The sequence below is a fragment of the Burkholderia pseudomultivorans genome (assembly GCF_902499075.1).
GTDB classification, from domain to species: Bacteria; Pseudomonadota; Gammaproteobacteria; order Burkholderiales; family Burkholderiaceae; genus Burkholderia; species Burkholderia pseudomultivorans.
In genome coordinates, this window is sequence record NZ_CABVPP010000011.1 from 41,974 (window position 1) to 62,689 (window position 20,716).

A 20,716-nucleotide genomic window follows, 5' to 3' on the forward strand; every position below is an offset into this window, starting at 1 on the left:
CGTGAGCGGCCTGCAACTACAGTGCGCGACGCGTAACCTGCGCTACTTCGGCGCCGGCACCACCAGATCGATCTTCTTGCCCTTCTTCTTCCCGTGCCCGACTTTCGCTTTCCCCTTATTCCCTCCGTTCAGTGTGACCACCGTGATCCACCCGCGTGACGCGAACGAGTGCTCCACCGACTCGATCAGGAACTCGCCATCCACGCCGGTCTTGAAGCCCTTGAGCGCGATCGTCTTTTCAGCCGACAGATCTGCCCGGCCGCGCATCGTCAGCCGGCTCGTCGACGTGTGCCGATTGAGTGTCGCCAAGCGCGACTTCGCACCGGCTTTCGCCGCCTCCGGACTCGCGAACGCATGCCGTTCCGTATGCACCGCGGACGCACCTGGCGGAGCGTCTGGATTCGGGATCGTCAGATCGATCTTCTTCCCCGTCTTGCGGTCGTGCACCTTCGTACGAACGGCCGCGAAGCTCGCGCGATCCGGGAAATTGATGTCGTAGTCGAGCAAATCGCCGGGGGTGAGTGTCACGATCGGCAGCGGCTTGCCGCTCGCGCTCTTGCCGCCCCCACGCGGCAACACGATAAGCTTGCCAGCCTTGACCGTCGCCGTCGCACCGTACTGGCGAGCCACCCGCGTGATGAAATGCAGATCGCTCTCGCCGAACTGGTCGATACGCGGCACGACGACGTCGACGTCGCACGCGGCCGACCATTTGTTGCGACGCGCGACGTCGCCGACGATGTCGGCCAGCTTCGCATTCGACCAGCTGCCGTAGCGCTGCGTCTTCGACGTCGCACGCATATTCGCGGGCTTCCCACGAATCACGACGCTCGCCGGCGGCCCGCGCACACCGATCTCGTCGACCGCATACTCGCCGAGCATCGACAGTCCCTGCTCGTCCCATCCGATCGACACCTTCAACGTTGCGCCCTTCGGCGGAAACTCGATGCGGCCGTCGCGATCGTCGAGCGTGATCGTGCATTCATCTGCGTCTAGACCGGGTTTGTCGACCGCGCGGATCTCCAGCACGCGGTCCTGTATCACCTTGGTCACGTCCGAGCCGTTAGCGATCACCTGAAATATCGCTTCCATCACACCTCGCTATGTCCAGAGCTGGACCGATTCAACACGCGGCGCATCGAGATCCGGCAGCAGGATCTCGACGCCGGCCGGGAACGGCTGCGGCAGAGCCGCAAGTCCCGGATTCGCGTCGTACACGGCCTCGACCGTGCCCTGTAACGTCCCGTAGTACCGGAAGCAGAGCGTATCGAGCACGTCGCCGTCAGACGTTCTTAAAGTCTTCGCCATAGCGGCCGAACTCCACCGAGAAAGTTTGCTTGCGCGGCATGCCGTCGACGAGCAGTGCGTCCTGCTCCTCCTCGATCGACTGCAAGAGCCACCGTCCGAGCACATCGCCGTCGCCCGTCGTGAGCTGCACGGGCTTCATGCGCCCGCCGATTTCCCGCAGCCGGTTGATCTGCTTCGTACCGGCCCCGAGCGCCGGAAATACGACACCCGACAGGGTGATCGTCTCGCCCCCTTCACTGACCGCCTGCAGCGCCTCCTGACGGTTCAGACGCTCCTGCGGCGCCACGCGATACCGCGTCGCCCGTCGCAGCTTGTCGTACGCAGCCGTCGACAGATTGAAGTGGAATGCGTCGCCGGCATCGGTCGTCATCGACATGAGGTGCGGCGTGCTCGACGTCGCACCATCGAATATCCCGGACACCATTGAACCGATCCCTGTCGACGTGATCACGTTCATCACCGCCGAATCCTTCAGACCGACCGACGCGTTGAACTGATTCCATGCCCCGCCGAGCGCCGACTTCACGCTGTCGGCGGCAGCCCGCACAAGGGGGAAATTCGATCCGTCGATAGCTGTCAGGATCGCGCCGACCGACGCTTGTGCCGCGTTGAAGCTGCGCAGCACCGTGCCGACCTGCGGAAACAGATCGCCGGCCAGCGGGATCGCACCGCTCGCGCCAGTCAACAGCTCGGCCGCGCTGCTCAGATTGCCCGTCGCGAGCCGCTGCAGCATGTCGACCGTCGACATGCTCGCCGCACGATTCCGGTCGAAGATGCGGACCATCTGGCGCACGCGCTCGGTCGCAATCCCTGCCTGCGTCGCCGCGCCCGTGATCTGTCGAACCACATCCATTGCACCTCCCTTACATGTGTGGCGAATCGAACATGGCCGTTCGCGCGTTCGCCTTGCGTTGATGCTCGTCCATCATCCGGCTTAGCGCCGGACTGACCTGCGCGAGGAACTTGTTCGCCATGTCGGCGTCGCTCGCCTCGATCTTCACGTGGAAGACCGGTGCGAAGGTGTTTTGCTGCTCGATACGCGGCCCCGGTCGAGCGCCGACGCCGGCTGCCTCCGGCACGAGCGCCTTCGCTTTGGCAATTGCCGCAGCGTCTGCTGGCGTCTCGTCTCGCTTCCTGTCCAGCACCTTGCGCGAGATGGCGCTGAACAGCTTGTCGCCCGCGAACGTGCCGACCGCACCGCCGATCACGCCCAACACCGCCGAGCCAATCGGGCCGCCGAGCGCACCGATCATCGCGCCGACCTTCGCGCCCATCACGCCACCGGCGAGGCTGCCTGCGATGCCCGCGAACCGGTTCGCCTTCTGCGTGCTGCTATCGGTGCTCGACGCGACGGCGTATGCTTCACGCGCGGCGAGGCCGAGCTTCAGCACGGTGCCGGCGACGGCGAGCTTGCCGGCGTACGGTGCCACGCGGCCGAACAGCGCCCGGCCGGCATTGAAGATGCGCCCGATGCGCCCTGCCCGAGCCGCACCACGTGCTGCGCGACCAGCCCCACCACCGCCGACGAGATCGCCCAGCCCGCCACCGCCGAGACCACCGCCGGGCAGGTTGACGACGAACACGCGCTGCACGCCACCGGCAGCACCCGCAGCCCCGCCGAGCGCATCGAGCGCCCGGCCCACGACACCGGCGGCCCTGCCACCACGTTCAGCGGCCGCACGACCGCCTCGCGCGAGCACCGTGCCGCGCGCTATGTCGACCGCGCCCCGGCCGATACTCCAAAGTGCCTTTGCACCACGGAACGCGAGCGCTGCGCCTGCGATACCGACGACGGCTGCCGTCGCCTTCGGTGCGGCGTCTGCGACGGACTGGATACCACTTCCGAGTCCCTTCGCGCCCTCGCCAATGCGATCCGTGACCGGACGAAGCGCGTCGCCGATACTCCGCATCGCGTCATCCCACCGCTGCCCGACCTCGCTCCAGATCTGCTTGGACGTCTCGCGACGCGCCTCCAGATCCTTTTGGATCTCGCCACTCGCCTGCTGCGCGTTGCGCTTCAGGTTCGCGTACAGGTCCGCGTTCTGCATGTACGCTGTCAGCGCCGCCTTGACCTGCATGTCGTTGAACAGGTCGCCGGTCTTCATCGTCTCGGCAAACGCGGCCATCTGCGCCTGACGCTTGGCCGGATCCATCTCCGAATTGAACTGCTTCGCTGCCGTCGCGAGCTGCTTCGCCTTGGCCGGATCGACGCGCTCGATGTATGCGCGTGCGAGGACGAACGATGCTTCGAGCGTTGACCAGCCCTTGCCGATCGCTTCGCGCATCTTCGCCTGATAGTCGACGCCGGCCTTCGCATAGTTCCGCTCGGTCTCGCCCGAACCGATCTTCGAAAACCAGTTCTTCAGGTTGTTCGCCGCTTCGTCGGAGCTGCCCGCAGTCTTCATCTGCACCTGGAGCATCGCCCCGAGCTGCGTCACCGAGTCCTGCCCCGTGATGCCGATCTTCTTCATCTCCGCGAGCAGCACCGGGAACCATCGCGCCATGTCGACCGATTCGAACGAGCCTTCTTTGCCGAGGTACGCGATCGCCTCCAACGCCTTCGCCATCTGGCGCGGGTCCACGATCTCCGCGTTCTGCTGCAGCGCCTGAATCATCTTCGCGGTTTCGACCGTCGTCGCCCCTTGGCCGATCGAAAACTTCGCAACCAGCGGCGCGAAGTTCAGCGCCCGGTCCAGATCCATGCCGCCCGCAACCATCTGGTTCACCGCATCGGCCAGCTCGTTGCGACCGATGCCGTTCGCAGCGGCATCACGCCGGATACGCACACCCATCGCAGCCTCTTCCTGCGTACGCGCAATACCGGCCTTGATCGCGATGTCGCGAATGATCGCCTGATAGTTCGCCGCAATCGTCGCCGGCACCGCGACCGCCGCAGTCAGCTTCACCGCGTCGCCGATCACGCCCCGCCCGGCCTCCTTGCCGGCCGCCAGCCGCCCGTATCCGGACGCTTTCAGCTCCAGCCCCCGCGTCGTGCGGCCGAGCCGCACATACGCGCGATCGAGCCGGTCGACCTCGATCCCGGCATCCCGCAGCGACTTCAGATTGCTATCAAGCTTGCGGCGGATGCCGTCCGCCGCGCTGTCGCCCGCCAGGTGCAGCCGGCGGAACTCATCCTGCAGGCGCATCGTCTCGCCGATCTGGCGCTGCCAGAGCCGCGAGTCGTTCGCCCGCTTCTTCATCGCGTCGATCTTCGACGACGTGTCGGTAATCGCCTTGCCGAACGTCGCCGACACGGCTCCGCCGATCACGATGCCAAGTGCTAGGTCTTTCGCCATATCGGCCCCTTCAGTCCGTCAGCCACCAGAGCATGTCGTCGACCGTCATCTCGTCAATCGAGGTCGGCGACATGCCGTACTCACACGCGAGGCGCTTCGCCAGCGCCTTGAGCGTCTTTCGGTCCAGCTTTGCGTACGGATCGAAAGGAGTGGTAGGCGTCCTGTACGCGCTCGTAATCGGCCATGTCCATTGCGTCGAGATCGCTCGGCGCAATGTCGGCTAGCGTCGCGAACAGGATCAGTTCCTGCTCTTCTGCATCGTTCGGTGCGAGCTTCTGCGCGGCACGCATGTCGCGCACCTTCGGCCGGCGCATCGTGAAGGTGTCGCACTCCACACCATTGAGCTTGATCGGAAAGTCGAGCTTGACCGTGACCTTGTCCATTGCGGTTCCTGAAACGAAAAATGGCGAGCCATCGGCTCGCCATTGATTGAATAAAGTAACTTTGCTGCGTGTCCGTCGGATGACGGTTACGCCATGCCGAGCTTCTTGCGAACGTCGGCGAGCTGATCCACGCCGTTGATCACGCGCTTGCACGCAAAGATGTCGATCTCGTGCACGATAGCGCCGTCGATCTCCAGCTTGTAGTAATCGCACGACACGTTGAACTTCGCGTCTACCTTGTCGCCCGGCTTCCATTCACCCGGATCGACTTCGTAGAGCATCCCGCGCAGATACACGACGACGCTCTTCGAGTTGCCGCTGCGATCCTTGAACACCGCGCGAAACACGCCGTTGAACGCCCCCTGATCGACCAGCCCGAAGAACTTCAACACGTCGTACTCCATCGTCGCCATCGCGAACGACGCTTCGAGCGCTTCCATGCCTTGATCAACCTTGACGGTCGCATCCATACCGCCCGCGCGGAAGTCGTCCGTCTTGAGCTTCAGTTTCGGCGGCGTCATGCTCGTTGCACGCCCCGCGTAGCTACGGCCGTCGACGAACGTGTTGCAGTTGTACAGAGTTTCCGGAATCATCGTCCCTCCCTTAGATCTGGTTATCCAGCACTTCGGTCAGCCACTGATTCGTGACCTCGAAGCGGAAAATCGGGTTTTCGGCCGGCGGTACATCCGTGAATCGGATGTTCCAGTACACCTTGCCGTCTTCGAGCTGGCTCGCCGTGTTCAGCTCCGGATCCGGGTACACCTCGAAATTGATCAGTGCGCCCTGACGCTTCAGGTCGCGCATGAAGGCTCGCAGCCCTTCGGTCACGTCGCTGACGTAGGTCGCCGTGATGCCCCGGTCGACCGCCCATTTGTGGCCGGCCTGCACGGCGTCCATCACGATGTCGAGCGTGCGCACACGCGTGACAAACTTCCACTTCGGATCGGACGACAGCGTACGGTTCCCCCACAGCCGATAACCGCCGTCGCGAATGATCGTCGTGATGTTCGCGTTGTTGAGCAGGTTCGCGCGGCACGTCTCGTCGCCGTCGAGATATTCGATCGGTCGGCCCGTTCCCGTGATCTCCACGATCTCCTTGTTCGAGGGCGATGCCCAGAAACCGATCTTCGCGTCGGTCTGACAGAACAGACCCGCCGCATATGCCGACGCCGGCAGCGCGATCTCGCCATTCGTCGCGTTGTCCCATGCCTTCGCTCCGGGATCGACCATGTACAGGCGCTTGCTGCCGAAGTTCTTCGCGTACGCGATCGCCGCCTCGTCGCCCGTGTTCGGCCCGTCGATAACGGCAACGGCCCGCAGTTTGCCGGCGAGCGAATCGGCCGCCGTTGCGACCGGTTGCTTCGACGTATGGCCGGGCGCGATCAGCAAGCGCGGCTGCGCATTGAAACGCGACTTCGCGTCGAGCAGCGCCTGCATGCCGGTACGCGCACCGCCGGCCGTCTCACCGCCGATGATCGCCGAGGTGAGCTGCGCCGCATCGGCCGACGTCGGCACACCCACCGCGATGACCACCGCACTGCTCTGCGCGTAGATTGCGCGGGCCGCGCGTGCGATCGCGCTCTTCTCACCGAATGCCTGCACGGCCTCGCGATAGCTTGTCAGCTGCACGGGCACATTCGGTTGAGCCAGATCGAGGCCGGGCGTGTAGGTATCAGCCATGCCGATGACCGACGACGACGGCACCGCGATCGTTCGCGGGCCGCTGTCGACGATCGTCGTCGTGATGCCGTGGAAAAAGGAAGTCGCTGCCATGCGGATCTCCAGAAATTAAAAAAGCCGCTCGATGAGCGGCTTGCGATACAGGCCTGCGCACGAATGCGCCGGGAAAGTTACTTTGCGTCGACGTCGGCAGGTGCCTCGGTATCTCTCGCGGTTTCGTCACCGGCGAGCAGCGCGGATTCGACATCCGAAGCCGTCTTGGCCGCCTCATTGCGGCGAGCTTCTTCCTCGCGCCGAGCGGCTTCCTCCGCTTCGCGAGCGGCTTTCTCCGCCCGTTCGGCCTCCACCTTGGCGAGCACCGCCTGCGGGTCGGGTTCGTCCGGCCATACGATGTCATCCGGGAATGTCGGCGAATCCACGACACGCACCAGTGCGACCTGATACGCTGCCCACGCGTCGAACATCGCCGCTTCGATGTCCGACAGCTTTCCAGTGACGCGCGCATCCGACTTCCCGAGATTCCGCTGACGGGCGCCCTCCATGCGCGCGTAGAAATCCTCCATCGCCGCTGCGCGCACCCGCTCCGCGACGGCGGCCTCATCGAGCACCCATGCGCCGTCGCTCCAGACATATTCGTCGGACGGACGCGGAAATTCGGTCAATCCCGCTTCGTCGGGGCTGACGCCCGCGACCGTGATCTCTCCCGGCTCGCCCGTATCGGTGCGATACAAACGGACACCGCGATAGTCCGGCTGCATCATCCACTTGCCGTCCTGCCAGAACGGCCAGGAACGTGCCGGCACTTCCGGCAGAGGTGTGAGCGTGCAGAAGGCCGGCACGAGATAGCGATTCGCGTCCATCGGATCGCGCTCCGCAAGAAAGCTCGCGACGTAGCGGCCGGTCAGGTTGTCGTACTGATTGCAAAGCATGTTCTACCTCGATTTAGTAAGCGCGGATCATGGCGAGCAGCGCAACGTTGCGTGGACGGCTCTCGTTGCCACCGTCCGCACCGATACTGACCGTGTGCGAGTGCGCGCCGGCCCCGCCAATCCCGACGTTGTGACCGTGGTTGCCGGCCGCCGCGATCGAAATCCCTGTGCCGGAGACGGACGATCCGAAGTTGTCGCCCCGATCCCCGTTATACGGACCACTGCCCTGACCGAAGCTCGTACCGACGACTCCGACGCGACCAATGCGCGTGGTGTGCGCGTGTCCCGGATCATTGACCCCGTGAGCGTGAATACCTTGAGCGTCCGTCCATGCACCGTGCGTGTGGTCACCGACAGCAGCGGCAGACGCGCTGTGCGCGTGCGAGCGGTTCTGACTGTCCTGCCAGCTACCAATCTGGCGCTGTCCATCAACGCCGCGAGCATCGTCCCAACAGCGCACGAACTCGCCGCGCAAATCGGGCAGCCGGAACGTCTTATTGCCGTCGCCGGTCGAAAAGCAACCGTGACGCCCCCTGCTCCAGTCCGCATCCGCCACGATTGCACCGCTCGCCTGCGCATACGCCCACAGCAACGGATAGTCCGCCCGCTTCAGCTCAGTGCCGTTCAGCTTCAAGAAGCCCGCACGTGCCGCAGTTCGGGCTTCCCACACGATCTGCCCGATCTGGACATTCGCGACAGCCGCAGCAAACCACGCCGACGTAATCAGCTTGTCTGAACGGTCGCCCGCAGGCGGCGCAGTCGCCGTGACCGTGCCACCGACCCGAAGCAACGACGAGCCGTCGTCAGCGACCCCGCCGATCAATACCCGACCGGCCGAATTGATCGTTACTTTTTCCGTTGCCCCGATCAGAAACGAATGCCGCCCAGCGAGATACTGGAGATTTGCCGTACCATCAGCCGTCGCATCACCGCCCTTAGCGATGATTCGGGCATCGAAATCACGCGGCGCCCCCGAACTATGAAAATCGATATAGGGCGTTCCGGCCTCGGTGGTGCTCCCCATTTCGATGTTTGCCTGCTTCGAAGTCAGCGTGACTCGCGAAGCGAAAGACACGCCACCACCGACCTGTAACAGATTCGATCCGTCGTCCGCAATACCGCCGATCAGCAACCGCCCGGCCTGATTCAACATCATCTTCGTTTTACCGAGGATGTTGAATCCGATCCCGAGTCGACCTCCGGTCGGAACCGAATTGCTCTCGTCCGTTGTCGAATTCAGGAAAAGAATTTTCCCTGCAGCGACCTGCGAGTATCCATCAATGCAGTTGTCAAACACACCGCCACCGGCGTTCGGCGCTGCGCCGATACCAATGTATTGGGCCGTGTTTGCGTGCCGTCGAGCCACCACACCGTAGCCCGTTGCATCTGCGGTTGACTGGAACCGCCCTATGCCACCATCCGATACGCCCACGCCAAGAATAAAGTTACCTTCCTGCGTGATATGTGCTCGCGTGACATCCTGAATCGTGAATCGGATATTCAGGATTCCATTACCGCTTGGCGGGGTATTCGCCTCGTCGGTCCTTGCACCGAGAATCAGCGATTTCGGTGCGCCGGGATCGCTGTAGCTGACTACGACGTTATCGAAACCGCTGTTACCCAACCCCGGAGCTGAACCGATGCCGATAAACTGCTTAGTGTTGCGGCGCCGCGCCGCGACGGCATAGCCGGACGCAGGATTGTTGACATGCACCATGGTTGAGCCGTCATCGGACGCGCCACCGAGCAACCATCGTCCTTCTGGCGTGATGCGACCGCGCTCGGTTTTGCCAGCGATAAACGACAGCCAACCAGCGGCACCCAGCGTCAGATTATTGGATAGCAAGACGACGTACGGCACCCCCTGCGCACCGATCTGGAGGTGTCCATCGGTCGGCGAAAACATCCCAGTATCCGGATCGCGCTCGAAACCAAAGCCGACGTTGTTCGTGTTGTTCGGCGTGATCGCGCCGGCTTTCCCAAGCAGACAGCCCTTCATCGTGTCGCCGGACTTCGAGAGCTTGTCGCTACCAAGGTCTCCGATTTTCTTGTCGGACGCGTCTGCGCGTGTCGCGAGATCCGAGACCTTCTTGTCCGTCGCGTCCGCGCGGGTGCCGAGCCCGACGACAGCCTTGTCGGCCGCGTCGACACGATCCTTCAGGTAGCGTGTCCGGTTGCCAAGTTGCTTGAGTGCGATGTTGTCGACCCCGTCCGGCCCACCCTGCACGGGATCCGACGTCTCAAACTGCCGAATTCCCGGCTCCCACTTACTCTCTTCCTTCAAATTGGCCATGTTCCGATTACCCCTCGCGTATATCGACCGTTTCGCGTCGCGACGCCGTTGTGCCGGATCGCGACCTCAGAAAAATCGAGCCACGCCAGCAAGCTGCGCGCTGGCGCATAGCGCGCTATTGCGCGCTTCAGGCTTTCGCCCTGATCTCGCGTCACTGGCTGCTTCAGCGTCACGATGTATTCGGCCCAAGCTGACGACCCGCCATACAGATATCGACCGTTGCGCTTCACTGCCCCGTCTCGACGCTTGACCTGCCGCCCCTCCTGAATATCGATCTCGCCGAAACCGAGTCGCCGCACGATCTCGCGGATCGCCCACGGCGTGCCCTTCTTCTGGTAAATCGCCAGCGACGACTTGATCAGCGCCCGGCGTGCGCCTTCGGACTCCGCCAGTTCCCACCCGTCGACCGCGAGCGACCACGCGAGCCACGGCAGGAACGCAGCCGGACAGCGATCCGCATCCCAAAGCGTACGGATCACGTCCGGATCGACGCTCGGGCGCATCACCTGCGCGAGTGCGGCTTCCAGACCCGTCTGGTTCGCTGGCAGCAGTGCTTCAATCGTCATCGGCCACCCTCGGATTGAGCACGATCGACGTGCAGCGTGCGAACTGGTCGATCGCGCACACGACGTCGCCGACCGGCGACTTCAGGTCGACGCGCACGACACCCGATGCTTTCGGATGAAGTGCCCCGGTCACGGCAGAACGCGGCATGCCAACGCGCAGCGCTTCGCCTGCCGCGACTGCGATATCCAGATCCTGCCGCCGCGCGGCGATCACAACGTCGGGATCAGGGCCGCGCCCGACGTACACGTCGGCGACGATCGTGTAATTGACGGGTCGAGCCGCAACGACCAGCAGCGTGTCGCTCAACGGCCGACGGTCTTCCGGCGACAGTGCACGACGCACCGTATCGAGCAACGCCGCGCTCGCCACGCCCCCGTTCGAATACGACTTCACGACGACACGCACCACACCGGCTTCCGGCCGATCGACGCGCACATCGGCAACATCGGGCGACGCGTCCATCGCGAGCGACCGGTACGCGCCGAACGGGCCGGCGGTCGACGCGCGCTCGATGCCCATCTGGGTACGCAATCGCAATCGCTCGTCTCGCTCGCGCGTCGCTGGAACCGGTGGATGCGCCTCCGGGTCGCCGGGATCGATGACTTCGCGCTGCAAATTCCAAAGCACCGCAAGGTGTTCGAGGTCCGCACCAGTCGCGTACGCGAGCAACACTGCCCGACCGGCATCGTTCACGCGGGCCTGAAACCGCATTTCTTCGTACGCCGCCAATTCGAGCAGTTTCACGACCGGATCGGATTCGAGCGCAGCCGTCCAATCCGGATAGATGCGCTTGAAGTGCGCGAGCTTGCGCTGATAGGCTTCCTCGAAGTCCAGCGTTTCGACGAGATCAGGCGGATCAAGCGCCGACAAATCGATCACTGTCATGTCGTCACCTCAAATACGACGTCATCGCCGTCGTACTGCCCGGCAATGCGAAAAGTTACTTTGCCGTCTACAACCGACAGCACGTTCACACGGTCCAGTGCAATGCGCGGTTCCCATCGGGCGATCGCGCGTGCCGATTCGGCCTGTGCGGCCGAAATCCAGCCGCGCGTGATCGGCAGGTCGACCATCACCGGAAGGTCCGAGCCATACTCGGGCCGCTCGCGACGCGTGCCCTTGCGCGTGCTCAGGATGTCCGCGACGCTCTGCACCAGGTGCTCGACACCACCGATCAGCCGGCCCGTGCGACGACACATACCGACCAGCGCGACCATCACTGCACCTTGGTCGGCAGGCGCTTAAAGCACCCGCGCGATTCGAGATACGCGATGTGCTCGGGGTGCGTGACTTGCGTCTTGCCCGCCAGCACCGCGACGTGCGATCCGTCAGGAAACACGATCACGCGACTACGAAACTCGGTATCGATGAATGTGACGGGTGCCGCCGCCCCGCCCTGCTGCGTGTCTTTCGCCATAACTACCCCCACAAACGAAAAACCCCGCAACGCGCGGGGTCCAAAGTCACTTTGATATGCTCATACCGGCGGACTAACCAGCTCGTCATCGCCTTGTTCGCGGTGCCTGTGCTTACTGACCGATTTGCCGGCTGCGACGACGTCGTCGGTGAACTCAGCCCTGCCCGCGACCTTCACTGCAACGCCGCCGCCCTTGCCCGCCTTGCCCTGCATGCCACCGTTGAACGTCAGCAGTTTCTCGGTCGTCTGGTTGCCTGTGAAAGTCGAGTCCGGCACATCGGCGAGCAGCTTCGTCGTGCGCAGCGTTGCGCCGTCTGCCTTCAGTTCGAACTCCGTCGCGCCGATACGAAACACGATCCGCCCACCTGCCGGCACCGACAGCACGTATTCATGGCTCGCATGGTTGTACTGCTCGAACGCACCGTCCGGATAATCCGTCGCCGTCTCGTCGGGACTCGACCGCCCCGAACCACCGTGCTGGTCCGTGTAGTAGCCGGGCGCGACGAACGCGCCTGCGAGATCGCCGGACGGTGCCCACAGCGCGACCTCTTCGTCGACGGACGGCGGTCGCCACTGCCGAACCTTGCCAGCGGCACCCGCCTGCCATTTGAGCCAGTCACTCACCCAATCGCCTATCCGGACCTTCACGCGCGGCGGGTCATACGTGACCGCCTCGACGATAGCCGACTGCGTTAGGCATGCCATTCGGCGATCCATCTCGCCAAGCTCGAAGTCGCTCACACGTTCCTCCAAGGCAGATTCGTCGGACTCCAGTAACGGTCCACGTGCGCCGGCCCGGTCTCTGGATCCACGCCCCACAGCACCGACCGCCCCTTGGTCGGTGGCTCGAACGCCTCGCCCAGGTCGAATTCGTGTTCCCATTCGACGAGCCAGACGAGGTACGTGTCGAGGTCCGGGCGGAACGGATCCTCGCCGGCCGAGCCGACCTGCTTGCCGGGTGTCACGGGTAGATTCCACGTCGCACCGTGCACCGCCTGCAGCACGCGCGCAGACAGTTCACGGACCAGCAGTTCCGCACCGGGCACAATCGGATCCACGATCACGCGCGCCTGCAACCGTCCGACGAGCGGCACCCGGCCGGTGCCGTCGTCGTGCCCGGGCTCCAGCTCAGACAGCTCAATCGCAACAAACGGAGTTTCGATCGACTTGCCGATCTTCGGATACGCATGAATGCGCCCGAGATCCGGTAGCCGGGCACGCAGGCCGGCCTCGATGCCGTCGTGCAGTTGCTTCAGGTTATCGAGCACGATTCATAGCCTTCTGCAGTTCATGGTTGACCTCCTGCCGCAACACTGTCATCAGCCGCGCCTCGCACGCCTGCGCCGCCCGACGAAACGCCGGATCGCCCGCCTGCGACCATTCGACCTTCACGACCTCGTACGGCGTCCGCTGTTTTCCGATACGGCGGTAGATCGCGCCGTCCGGCTGCATCTTGGTCTTGCGCCACGCACCTTCGAATAGCGATTTGCCGGCACGCATCCCCTTCTTCGTGCGCCGCACCGCACCGAGCCGATGCGCTTCGAGCGGGTTCAGCCCGAGCCATACCTTGCCCGTATCGAGCGAGCGCATGAAGAAGTACATCCGCTGCCGCAGCAGCTTCTGCTGAATGCCCGTCGCGCCGCTGACCTCTTTCGCCGTCTGACTCCGGATCCACGCGCCGGTCTTGCGCAGCGTCCGACGCCATGCCGCCTGCATTGCGGCAGGCGGCAGGCCCGCGAGCGCTTCGAGCGCCCGCTTCACGTCAATCTCGATCTTCAGTAGATCCATCGTCACCTCAGAATGAGGACCGTCCAGCCGGTGCCGGTCGGGTGAATCTCGAAGACACGGAACCGCTCGCCCCCGGCCTCGACGATGCTGCCCTCGCGCACGCGAGCCGCATCGTCGTCAGTGATGTCGAGGATCGGCGCAACGAGCTGCGTGCGCTGCGTTCCGAGATCCGGGCCGAGCCACGGCGCCTTGAACATGCCCTGCAGCGGTTTGCCGTCGATCTTCACGTGGTCCGACAGGTCTCGCTTCACGGCCGTGTCGACGTCGGCCATCAGATCCCGGAACGCCATGTCATGCCTTCAGCTTGATCAGCGCCTTCGGGCGCGTGCACAGGTGGATCGGGTTGGACTGCGCCTCGATCTCGACACCCTTGCCGAAGTCCATCAGTTCCTGTTTCGCGTAGTACGGAATCCCGGTGGTGTTCACCGCCTCGACGTAGTCGGCCGGTGCGAAGCGCGAGATGAACAATTCGGACACGCCCTCCGGCACCGCATGCGCTTCGTCGTCCGCGACATACCCAACGTCGCCGACACGACCGCGATAACGCTCGAACGTGCAACCGCCGAAGTCGAACGCGTCGCGCGCGTCTCCGCGCAACTGCGCGGCCATCACGGACGCGAGATACGTTTCCTTCACCGACTTTGCGACGATCAGCTTGTTCCAGAACTCGCGCCCGCAGAACACACGCACACCCGTGTACGTCATCGCGCCGAGTGCGTCTTCGATCGCGTCCTGCACCTCGACGCATTTCTGACGCATCTCGGTGGTAGCGGTCGACAGCTCGAACCGAATAACCGTCTGCTCGATACCGAAATATTTCAGCAGGTCGATCAGGACCGTCTTGCCGTCCGCGTCGAGCACCGCGCCCTTGATTGCGCCGATGCGGTGGAATTCGTGCGTCGCATCGAGCTGGCGGCGCATCTTCGCGAGCCGGCGATTCACGACGGTCTGCAGCGCCTCCAGCTCCGTTTCGGAGCCGAACGCACGCAGGTTTGCGATTTCGTCTGCCATGATCACAGCACGCTGCGGCAGATGCACCGTGTTGAACGGGATCATGCCGCGCTTGCTGCCCCCGACAACAACAGCCGGTGCACCGCGCTGGCCGGCCGGGACAAGCGACAGCGTGTCGCCGTCGCGCTCGATCTGTACCGTCGTCGTCGTGATGCCGTCCTCTTCGAACAGCCCGAGCGTGCCGATTCGGCCCGGAACGTACGGCTGCTCGTTGATCGCAGCACTCAGGGACGACAGCGAGAACGCGTCGTCTTGAAACAGGGCGATATCCGCCATACAACCTCCGACATGAAAATGGATACAAAAACGGCCACGCGGACTGCGTGGCCTTGAATGGCGTGCAATGCGATCAGCGGACGATCACGTGTCGCTCGGCTAGATCCTCGCGACCGGCTGCGTCGAGTCCCGTGAGCTGCCCGCCAGCGACTTCGGCGAGCCGGACAATCACCGTTGCCCGGCGGGGCTCTTCAGACGCCGCCAGCGGAGCATAGAGAATCGCGGCGGCGACCTCGGAGCCGTCGTGCGCAGCGTTGTCGTACGGCGCATACTCGCCAGTACCGGTCACGCCGAGCACCTGCCCGGCTGGCAGCGCCACCCCCGCCTGCACAACGATCTGCTCGCGCGAGATCTGACCGTTACCCTCCGACACGAGAAATTCGGCCGGCAGCACGCCTTGTTGCTTCACGTTCGACATGAGTTTTCCCCTCCTCGGGTTACGTCAAAGTTACTTGCTGCTCTTGCGAGCCGCGTAGATGGACGCCGCACGCGGCGCATTCGCGACCACGGGCACGTCTTGCGACGCAACCGGGGCAGCACGATGGTTGATCGGCTTCTGCGAGGCTGTCACGCGCTCGAACAGTCGTGCGCGAACCTGATCGGGCGTGAGGCCGTCTGCGACGAAGCCGGCGGTCAACTCGGTCAGGCCCGCAGCCAGACAAATACCGGCGATGTCCTGTGCGCTACGGATCGCTGCGTCGACGGTCGCGCGGTCGCGCAGTCCCGTCGACAGCACGATGCCTTCAACGCAGTGCTCGATCTTCGCGTCGCGACACGCGCTATACACGTGCGACGCCAGGACCGACACCTCCGACGCCGTTGCGGACGTAGGCGTCGGCACTCGGCCGGGTTCAGGAGCAGGCGTCATGTCGTCGTCATCTTCCAGCAGTGCCCGAATCGCGACTGGCACCTCCGAGAAGTGCGCCGCAAGCCGCTCCGCGCCCGCGTATGCCTCAATGCGAATCGGGTCGGCGATCTCGTCGCAAAATCCCTGCTCCTTCGCTTGCGCTGCCGTCATCCAGGTCTCGGCGTCCATGATCTCCTGGACCTCCTCTTCGGTCCGGCCACTGCGATCCACATAAGCCACCACCATGTTGCTGCGCGTGCTATCGAGCAGGTCCGCACGCTTACGTAGATGGTCTGCCTCCCCGATAGCGAACGTGTGCGGGTTGTGGATCATCAGCATCGTGTTCGACGGCATCACGATCGTGTCGCAAGCCATCAGAACGAGTGATGCGGCGGACGCGGCGACACCATCGACGCGCCCTGTCACCTTGCCGGCATGCCGACGCAGTGAGTTGTAAATCGCGAACGCATCGAACACATCACCGCCCATCGAATTGATCGCGACGACGATCGACGTCGCCGTCGACCCTACCTCGTCCAGCTTCGCGGCAAACATCTCTGCGTCGGTGCCCCAAAACCCGATGTCACCATAGAGCCGCACCTCGACCTCCGTACCGCCTGCCGCATTTACTTGCGCACGGATGTCCCACCACCGCTTCTTCCCTTTCATTCGCCATCCCCATAAGAAAGATCGCCCGCCCCGTCGACCGGATCGAGCGTGTCATATCGAATCCCGAGCCGGCGCTCACGCGCGAGATCGTCCGCGTTCTCTTGGTCGACCTGCTCCGGATCATCACCACGCGACAACACCGCACCCGTTCGGCTCGCCAGCCCGGAGCGGATCTCCATCCGCTTCGCCGTGACGTCCTGCACCGGATGGATGTACGGCCAGCCCTGCGGCACCCACCGCACCCGCAGATACTCGCGACGGCGTCGGTAGTAGTCCGCCATCGGCATTGCACCCGACAACGCGCAGACGTCGACCCACCAGCGCCAGACCTTCCGGCAGAACTGATGAATGAACACGTTCCACTGGATCTGCTCGATCGACCGTCGGAACTCGTTCAAGATCACGCGCAACACGCGATCGCTGACGTCGCGCAGGTCGCCCGTCATGACCTCGTACGGCATGCCAACCGACGCCGCAGCGGCCATCAGTTGCTGACGCATGAACGGGCCGTAGTCGGTTCCCGAACCCGGCGGCTCGGCGAACTTGACGTCCTCTCCGGGGGCCAGCTCCTGCATGCTCCCCGGTTCGAGCGATACGACCGGCGAAAAACCGTCGACGTCGTACTGCATTTGGCCGCCCGTGACGGGATCTCCAAGAAAGCCCGGCTCGGCAGGCGGCTTCGTGATGAAGCCGGCAAAGAGGTTGCTGACCTCCTGCCGGAACAGCACTGCATCGTCGAAGTTGTCCAACGACTTGAGCCGCAGCAGCACGGTCGACAGCTCGGGAACTCCGCGCACCTGGCCGGGCCGCAACGCGAGGAACACGTGCGCGATCTCATCGGCCGGCACGCGAACGGTCTGCATGTTGGCCGTCGATGCACGCCCGTACTCGCCGGGATGACGCTGCAGCAGGTGATACGCAACGCGTCGACCGTCCGCATTGAACTCGACGCCGTTAACGATCTCGCCCCCGCCCGGGACGGTCTCGTTCTTTTCCATCGGCAGCAGATCGCCTTCGAGTAGCCGGATCTGCATCGGGACCGCCAAGCCCTCGCTCGGGCTGCGAAGCTGGCGACGCACCAACACCTCGCCGTCACTGAAGAACGCACGCGCTGCGAGCGTCTGCACGCCCGCCATGTCGAACAGCTCGTCCGCGTCGATCTCCTCGCAGCTATCCTCCCAAAGTTGCTTTTGCATCATTCGCACCGCAGCGTTCGGATGCTTCGGGTGCGCTTGGATGCCGTTCCCGATCGTGTTCGATACGAGTCGGGCAATCGCCGTCTTCGCCCACGGGTCGTTTCGGATCGCATCGCGAGCACGGGAGCGCAGTAGCGGCAGGTTTTGCACCGCCGCCGCATTCGGTCCCGCGCTCGACGTCCGCCACGACTTCGCCCGTGCGCCCGTCGTGCTCGCCGACTCGTAGGCCGCCGCCTTGAGCCGCGTCGGCACCACGAATCCGCGCCGCGCGAGTGACGGATAGCCCCCCTTCATCGCACCCCCTTGCCGGCGTGGCGAATCCGGACGATCGACGAACGCCCGGCAGCGCCGTTCAGGTCACGAATGATCTCGGTGCGCGCCTCGCGCAACTCGCCGATCGAGCGATATTTCACGCGCCGGTCGGCATACTGGACTTCCAGCTCGCCCTTCGCGATTGCAGACTGGATGTTCTGCAGATCCTGTTTTGTGTATGCCATGCCATTCCCTCGTTTAGCGCCGCTTCAGGTACGTCGAGCGACCAACACGACGCCCCTGAATGCGCGAAACCCCGCTCGGGGGCGGGGTTTCGGTGGGTTTTGCTACCTGCGGCGACGGCCGCGGAGTCTCTGTAACGGTCTCTTCGACCGGCGGATCGGGAAGTACCTCGGCAGGCAGCGCCGACGGCAATGTCTCCAGCACCGGAACCGCGTCGAACAGCGAGGCCTGCGACACACGATGCTGCTCGACCTGCCAGTGCGCCTCGGTCATCAGATGCACTTTCACACTCCGGGCCGCGTGCAGCGCGTAACCTTCGCAGTCCAGTGCCTCGTTACGCGGGCTGATCTTCTTCCATACGCGCTTACCGCCACGCGGCCCCGGCACCTTAACCTCCGCCGTGAGCTGCGACAGGTAGTCGCTGCGCACGTCGCTGTACCAGTGCATGCGACCCGGCCCTTCGCCCTCAAGCTTCAGCCGGTTTTCGAGGATCAGATCCTTCGCGCGGCTCACACCGACCATATAAGGCCGCAGCCCGTACTTTGCCGCCTTGCTGTTGTTGCGCGTCGAGTCGATCGACGCCTTCGGCACACTGAAGATCTCCGCGTCGATGTTGCTACTGCCCTTGGCGGCCATGACGTTGTAACCGGCCCTTTGCGCCGCACGCACGTAGTTGTATACCGCATCCGACGTCGCTCCGTCCGACGAGTCGATCGACGTCGCGCGTACACGCAGCAGCCAGCCGTTCTCGTGCCGGTATGCATGCGACAGCAGCATCGTCAACGCGCCCCACACACCGCCAGCCATCGGGTCTTGCTGCTGCTCCGTCACGTTGCCGTAGATCTCTCCCCACAAAACGAGCCAGCTTTCCTCTCCACGTCCCCATGCGCGCAGGACGATCGCGAGCCGGTCGTGCTGCACGTCGACGCCAAGCGTCAATACCAGACCGCCGGCCGGCACCGTCAGCTCCTCGTACGGCAGCGCACGCTCCGCGAGCACGTCCAGCTCGGGCAGATCCGTCCGGTACTTGTACGGCCGCCCCTGCGAGTTGTTCACGAACGCGCGCATCTTCGTATCGTCGCCTTCGCGCAGCGCCTTGTCGGCCGTCAGCCACTTCTTGACCAGCTCGGCCATGTTCGAGCCGGGAAACGGCGACACCAGCTCGTTGATGCGAAAGCCGGCAACGCCGTGAAACGGCGCCGTCGCAACCCATCGCCCCCGGCGAACTGCGCGAATGCGCGTCGCGTCGTCCCACAAAGAGCCGCAATGCGGGCAGGTGTAGCGGGCCGTCTCCGGTTGCGCACGGCCGTAGACCTCATGCACGACTTCGGCACCCTCGCTCCAGGTGACGTTCTCCCACGCCAGCTCATGCTCCTCGTCACAATCAGGGCATGGCACCAGATACACGCGTTGATCCGATGCCGCATAGCCCTGCTGGATGCGCGACAGGCCGTCGACGGTCGGCGTGCCGCCCAAGATCATCTTGCGCTGCCGGCCCGAATAGCTCTTGATCCGCTCTTCCAGCAGCGTGATCGAATCGCCCTGATCGCGCACGTTCGTGTTCGCGTCGTCCGGTTCCTCGACCGCTACGACCGGAGCCGGCGTCGACTTCACGTCATCCGGTGCGTTCGACGTGACGAACTTCAGGAAACCGCCAGCGAACGTCTTGTGATCCCACAGGTTGTTTTTGTCACGTGCCGCGTGCACGGGCAATTTGGCCGACAGGCGAGGCGTTACCTCGACCATCGGCTCGAACTTCTCCAGGTTGAATTTCTTCGCCGTCTTCTCTTTCGGGAACATGACAACCATCGGACACGGAGCAACGTCGATCCGCTTGCCGATGTAGTTCAGAAGCACGCCGTCCGTCCACGCGACCTGCGCCGACTTCATGCACACGACCTTCTGCACGGTCGGATCGTCCAGCGCGTCGTGCATGCCGAACACCCACGGCGTGATGTTCGGGTTATAGCGGCCGGGACTGGCGGATCCCTTCGCGCTCAACCTGCGATGCTTGCGCGCCCATTCCGTCGTCCCAATCTTCTCCGGCGGGCGCAGCATCTTCGCCAGCCGGCGAATCACCGCGTTGACTGTCTGGGTCGTATTCAGAAAGCTGCTCAAGACATCCATATATGTGCTCGTTCAACCATTCGACGTCGACCTCGACGCCGTATAGCGTGTGCAGCTCCTGCACCAGCTTGTCGGTCAGCGACAGCAGTTCCGTTTGAAATGCGCCGACCATCAGGCCGTACGCCTGTTCGAGCTGCGCCGCATTGACGAGCTGGCCCTTCTTCTCGGCCAGCGTCAGCAGTTTGATCTCGCGATCGACACGCTCCGTCATCGCTCGCTCGGCGACGAGGTCAATCCCGGTCTCGCTTGAGCGACCGGCCGCAACCTCACGCAGATGCCGGATATAGGCGATGCGGATCTCGTCGATCGACACCGCGCGGTAATCGAGCCGAGCCTTGTCGACGAACCGCGAAACGGCCGACTGGTCAAGGTCGAGATGGTCAGCGATCTGCTGCTGAGTCGGCATGAATATGACCCCCTATGGAAACTCGCCA

General features: G+C 63.8%; 24 protein-coding genes. All 24 read right to left on the bottom strand.

What is annotated here, in order from left to right; all coding sequences use genetic code 11:
* Positions 1-42: 42 nt before the first annotated feature.
* The 24 genes from BST28156_RS10570 to BST28156_RS10685 all read right to left on the bottom strand — a co-directional run bounded on the left by BST28156_RS10570 (position 43) and on the right by BST28156_RS10685 (position 20,688).
* Positions 43-1,092, bottom strand: coding sequence for a phage late control D family protein (locus BST28156_RS10570; protein WP_060298857.1), 1,050 nt, complete (start codon positions 1,090-1,092; stop codon positions 43-45).
* Positions 1,093-1,101: 9 nt separating this feature from the next.
* Positions 1,102-1,308, bottom strand: a complete 207-nt coding sequence (locus BST28156_RS10575; RefSeq protein WP_060298860.1) for a tail protein X — start codon at positions 1,306-1,308, stop codon at positions 1,102-1,104.
* Entirely contained in the window at positions 1,283-2,161 is an 879-nt protein-coding gene (locus BST28156_RS10580) for a phage tail protein (protein WP_174902163.1), read from the bottom strand. The genes BST28156_RS10575 and BST28156_RS10580 overlap by 26 nt, the downstream gene beginning before the upstream one ends.
* Positions 2,162-2,171: 10 nt before the next feature.
* Positions 2,172-4,604, bottom strand: coding sequence for a phage tail tape measure protein (locus BST28156_RS10585; protein WP_174902164.1), 2,433 nt, complete (start codon positions 4,602-4,604; stop codon positions 2,172-2,174).
* An 80-nt stretch (positions 4,605-4,684) separates the two neighbouring features.
* Entirely contained in the window at positions 4,685-4,987 is a 303-nt protein-coding gene (locus BST28156_RS10590) for a phage tail assembly protein (RefSeq protein ID WP_174902165.1), read from the bottom strand.
* 86 nt (positions 4,988-5,073) lie between these two features.
* Positions 5,074-5,580, bottom strand: coding sequence for a phage major tail tube protein (locus BST28156_RS10595; RefSeq protein WP_060298867.1), 507 nt, complete (start codon positions 5,578-5,580; stop codon positions 5,074-5,076).
* 10 nt (positions 5,581-5,590) lie between these two features.
* Positions 5,591-6,760 carry a phage tail sheath subtilisin-like domain-containing protein gene (locus BST28156_RS10600; RefSeq protein ID WP_174902166.1) on the bottom strand — a complete coding sequence of 390 codons (1,170 nt, stop codon included), beginning with the start codon at positions 6,758-6,760 and terminating at the stop codon, positions 5,591-5,593.
* Positions 6,761-6,837: 77 nt separating this feature from the next.
* Positions 6,838-7,527, bottom strand: a complete 690-nt coding sequence (locus tag BST28156_RS10605; RefSeq protein ID WP_254596367.1) for a tail fiber assembly protein — start codon at positions 7,525-7,527, stop codon at positions 6,838-6,840.
* An 82-nt stretch (positions 7,528-7,609) separates the two neighbouring features.
* Entirely contained in the window at positions 7,610-9,889 is a 2,280-nt protein-coding gene (locus tag BST28156_RS10610) for a phage tail protein (protein WP_174902168.1), read from the bottom strand.
* Positions 9,877-10,455, bottom strand: coding sequence for a phage tail protein I (locus BST28156_RS10615; protein ID WP_174902169.1), 579 nt, complete (start codon positions 10,453-10,455; stop codon positions 9,877-9,879). Before BST28156_RS10615 ends, BST28156_RS10610 begins: the two co-directional genes overlap by 13 nt.
* Positions 10,445-11,341, bottom strand: a complete 897-nt coding sequence (locus BST28156_RS10620; RefSeq protein WP_174902170.1) for a baseplate assembly protein — start codon at positions 11,339-11,341, stop codon at positions 10,445-10,447. Before BST28156_RS10620 ends, BST28156_RS10615 begins: the two co-directional genes overlap by 11 nt.
* Complete coding sequence (locus tag BST28156_RS10625; protein ID WP_174902171.1) at positions 11,338-11,673, bottom strand: GPW/gp25 family protein; 336 nt, start codon at positions 11,671-11,673, stop codon at positions 11,338-11,340. Before BST28156_RS10625 ends, BST28156_RS10620 begins: the two co-directional genes overlap by 4 nt.
* A complete protein-coding gene (locus BST28156_RS10630) occupies positions 11,673-11,873 on the bottom strand; it encodes a hypothetical protein (RefSeq protein WP_174902172.1) in 201 nt (66 codons plus the stop codon). The genes BST28156_RS10625 and BST28156_RS10630 overlap by 1 nt, the downstream gene beginning before the upstream one ends.
* 60 nt (positions 11,874-11,933) lie before the next feature.
* Complete coding sequence (locus tag BST28156_RS10635) at positions 11,934-12,614, bottom strand: phage baseplate assembly protein V (RefSeq protein ID WP_174902173.1); 681 nt, start codon at positions 12,612-12,614, stop codon at positions 11,934-11,936.
* Positions 12,611-13,141, bottom strand: a complete 531-nt coding sequence (locus BST28156_RS10640) for a hypothetical protein (RefSeq protein ID WP_174902174.1) — start codon at positions 13,139-13,141, stop codon at positions 12,611-12,613. Before BST28156_RS10640 ends, BST28156_RS10635 begins: the two co-directional genes overlap by 4 nt.
* A complete protein-coding gene (locus BST28156_RS10645; RefSeq protein ID WP_174902175.1) occupies positions 13,131-13,661 on the bottom strand; it encodes a phage tail protein in 531 nt (176 codons plus the stop codon). The genes BST28156_RS10640 and BST28156_RS10645 overlap by 11 nt, the downstream gene beginning before the upstream one ends.
* A 2-nt stretch (positions 13,662-13,663) precedes the next feature.
* The gene (locus tag BST28156_RS10650; RefSeq protein ID WP_174902176.1) at positions 13,664-13,951 is read right to left on the bottom strand and encodes a head-tail joining protein; all 288 of its coding nucleotides are present in this window, start codon (positions 13,949-13,951) and stop codon (positions 13,664-13,666) included.
* 1 nt (position 13,952) lies between these two features.
* Positions 13,953-14,948, bottom strand: coding sequence for a major capsid protein (locus BST28156_RS10655; RefSeq protein ID WP_174902177.1), 996 nt, complete (start codon positions 14,946-14,948; stop codon positions 13,953-13,955).
* Positions 14,949-15,021: 73 nt separating this feature from the next.
* On the bottom strand, positions 15,022-15,366 hold the full coding sequence (locus BST28156_RS10660) for a head decoration protein (protein ID WP_174902178.1): 345 nt from the start codon (positions 15,364-15,366) through the stop codon (positions 15,022-15,024).
* A gap of 30 nt (positions 15,367-15,396) precedes the next feature.
* Positions 15,397-16,464 (bottom strand): head maturation protease, ClpP-related, encoded by a 1,068-nt coding sequence (locus BST28156_RS10665; RefSeq protein WP_174902180.1) that lies wholly within the window; start codon positions 16,462-16,464, stop codon positions 15,397-15,399.
* Entirely contained in the window at positions 16,461-17,954 is a 1,494-nt protein-coding gene (locus tag BST28156_RS10670) for a phage portal protein (protein ID WP_174902181.1), read from the bottom strand. The genes BST28156_RS10665 and BST28156_RS10670 overlap by 4 nt, the downstream gene beginning before the upstream one ends.
* On the bottom strand, positions 17,951-18,157 hold the full coding sequence (locus BST28156_RS10675) for a phage head-tail joining protein (protein ID WP_006497114.1): 207 nt from the start codon (positions 18,155-18,157) through the stop codon (positions 17,951-17,953). The genes BST28156_RS10670 and BST28156_RS10675 overlap by 4 nt, the downstream gene beginning before the upstream one ends.
* 13 nt (positions 18,158-18,170) lie before the next feature.
* Positions 18,171-20,213: a phage terminase large subunit family protein gene (locus tag BST28156_RS10680; protein ID WP_367651224.1), complete on the bottom strand. Its 2,043-nt coding sequence runs from the start codon at positions 20,211-20,213 to the stop codon at positions 18,171-18,173.
* Positions 20,119-20,688 carry a MarR family transcriptional regulator gene (locus tag BST28156_RS10685; RefSeq protein ID WP_174902182.1) on the bottom strand — a complete coding sequence of 190 codons (570 nt, stop codon included), beginning with the start codon at positions 20,686-20,688 and terminating at the stop codon, positions 20,119-20,121. Before BST28156_RS10685 ends, BST28156_RS10680 begins: the two co-directional genes overlap by 95 nt.
* Positions 20,689-20,716 lie beyond the last annotated feature (28 nt).

Coding starts and splice junctions, on each gene's coding strand:
- BST28156_RS10570 (WP_060298857.1), bottom strand. CDS start 1,092: ATGGAAGCGATATTTCAGGTGATCGCTAACGGCTCGGACGTGACCAAG.
- BST28156_RS10575 (WP_060298860.1), bottom strand. CDS start 1,308: ATGGCGAAGACTTTAAGAACGTCTGACGGCGACGTGCTCGATACGCTC.
- BST28156_RS10580 (WP_174902163.1), bottom strand. CDS start 2,161: ATGGATGTGGTTCGACAGATCACGGGCGCGGCGACGCAGGCAGGGATT.
- BST28156_RS10585 (WP_174902164.1), bottom strand. CDS start 4,604: ATGGCGAAAGACCTAGCACTTGGCATCGTGATCGGCGGAGCCGTGTCG.
- BST28156_RS10590 (WP_174902165.1), bottom strand. CDS start 4,987: ATGGACAAGGTCACGGTCAAGCTCGACTTTCCGATCAAGCTCAATGGT.
- BST28156_RS10595 (WP_060298867.1), bottom strand. CDS start 5,580: ATGATTCCGGAAACTCTGTACAACTGCAACACGTTCGTCGACGGCCGT.
- BST28156_RS10600 (WP_174902166.1), bottom strand. CDS start 6,760: ATGGCAGCGACTTCCTTTTTCCACGGCATCACGACGACGATCGTCGAC.
- BST28156_RS10605 (WP_254596367.1), bottom strand. CDS start 7,527: ATGGACGCGAATCGCTATCTCGTGCCGGCCTTCTGCACGCTCACACCT.
- BST28156_RS10610 (WP_174902168.1), bottom strand. CDS start 9,889: ATGGCCAATTTGAAGGAAGAGAGTAAGTGGGAGCCGGGAATTCGGCAG.
- BST28156_RS10615 (WP_174902169.1), bottom strand. CDS start 10,455: ATGACGATTGAAGCACTGCTGCCAGCGAACCAGACGGGTCTGGAAGCC.
- BST28156_RS10620 (WP_174902170.1), bottom strand. CDS start 11,341: ATGACAGTGATCGATTTGTCGGCGCTTGATCCGCCTGATCTCGTCGAA.
- BST28156_RS10625 (WP_174902171.1), bottom strand. CDS start 11,673: ATGGTCGCGCTGGTCGGTATGTGTCGTCGCACGGGCCGGCTGATCGGT.
- BST28156_RS10630 (WP_174902172.1), bottom strand. CDS start 11,873: ATGGCGAAAGACACGCAGCAGGGCGGGGCGGCGGCACCCGTCACATTC.
- BST28156_RS10645 (WP_174902175.1), bottom strand. CDS start 13,661: ATGGATCTACTGAAGATCGAGATTGACGTGAAGCGGGCGCTCGAAGCG.
- BST28156_RS10650 (WP_174902176.1), bottom strand. CDS start 13,951: ATGGCGTTCCGGGATCTGATGGCCGACGTCGACACGGCCGTGAAGCGA.
- BST28156_RS10655 (WP_174902177.1), bottom strand. CDS start 14,948: ATGGCGGATATCGCCCTGTTTCAAGACGACGCGTTCTCGCTGTCGTCC.
- BST28156_RS10660 (WP_174902178.1), bottom strand. CDS start 15,366: ATGTCGAACGTGAAGCAACAAGGCGTGCTGCCGGCCGAATTTCTCGTG.
- BST28156_RS10665 (WP_174902180.1), bottom strand. CDS start 16,464: ATGAAAGGGAAGAAGCGGTGGTGGGACATCCGTGCGCAAGTAAATGCG.
- BST28156_RS10670 (WP_174902181.1), bottom strand. CDS start 17,954: ATGAAGGGGGGCTATCCGTCACTCGCGCGGCGCGGATTCGTGGTGCCG.
- BST28156_RS10675 (WP_006497114.1), bottom strand. CDS start 18,157: ATGGCATACACAAAACAGGATCTGCAGAACATCCAGTCTGCAATCGCG.
- BST28156_RS10680 (WP_367651224.1), bottom strand. CDS start 20,213: ATGCTGCGCCCGCCGGAGAAGATTGGGACGACGGAATGGGCGCGCAAG.
- BST28156_RS10685 (WP_174902182.1), bottom strand. CDS start 20,688: ATGCCGACTCAGCAGCAGATCGCTGACCATCTCGACCTTGACCAGTCG.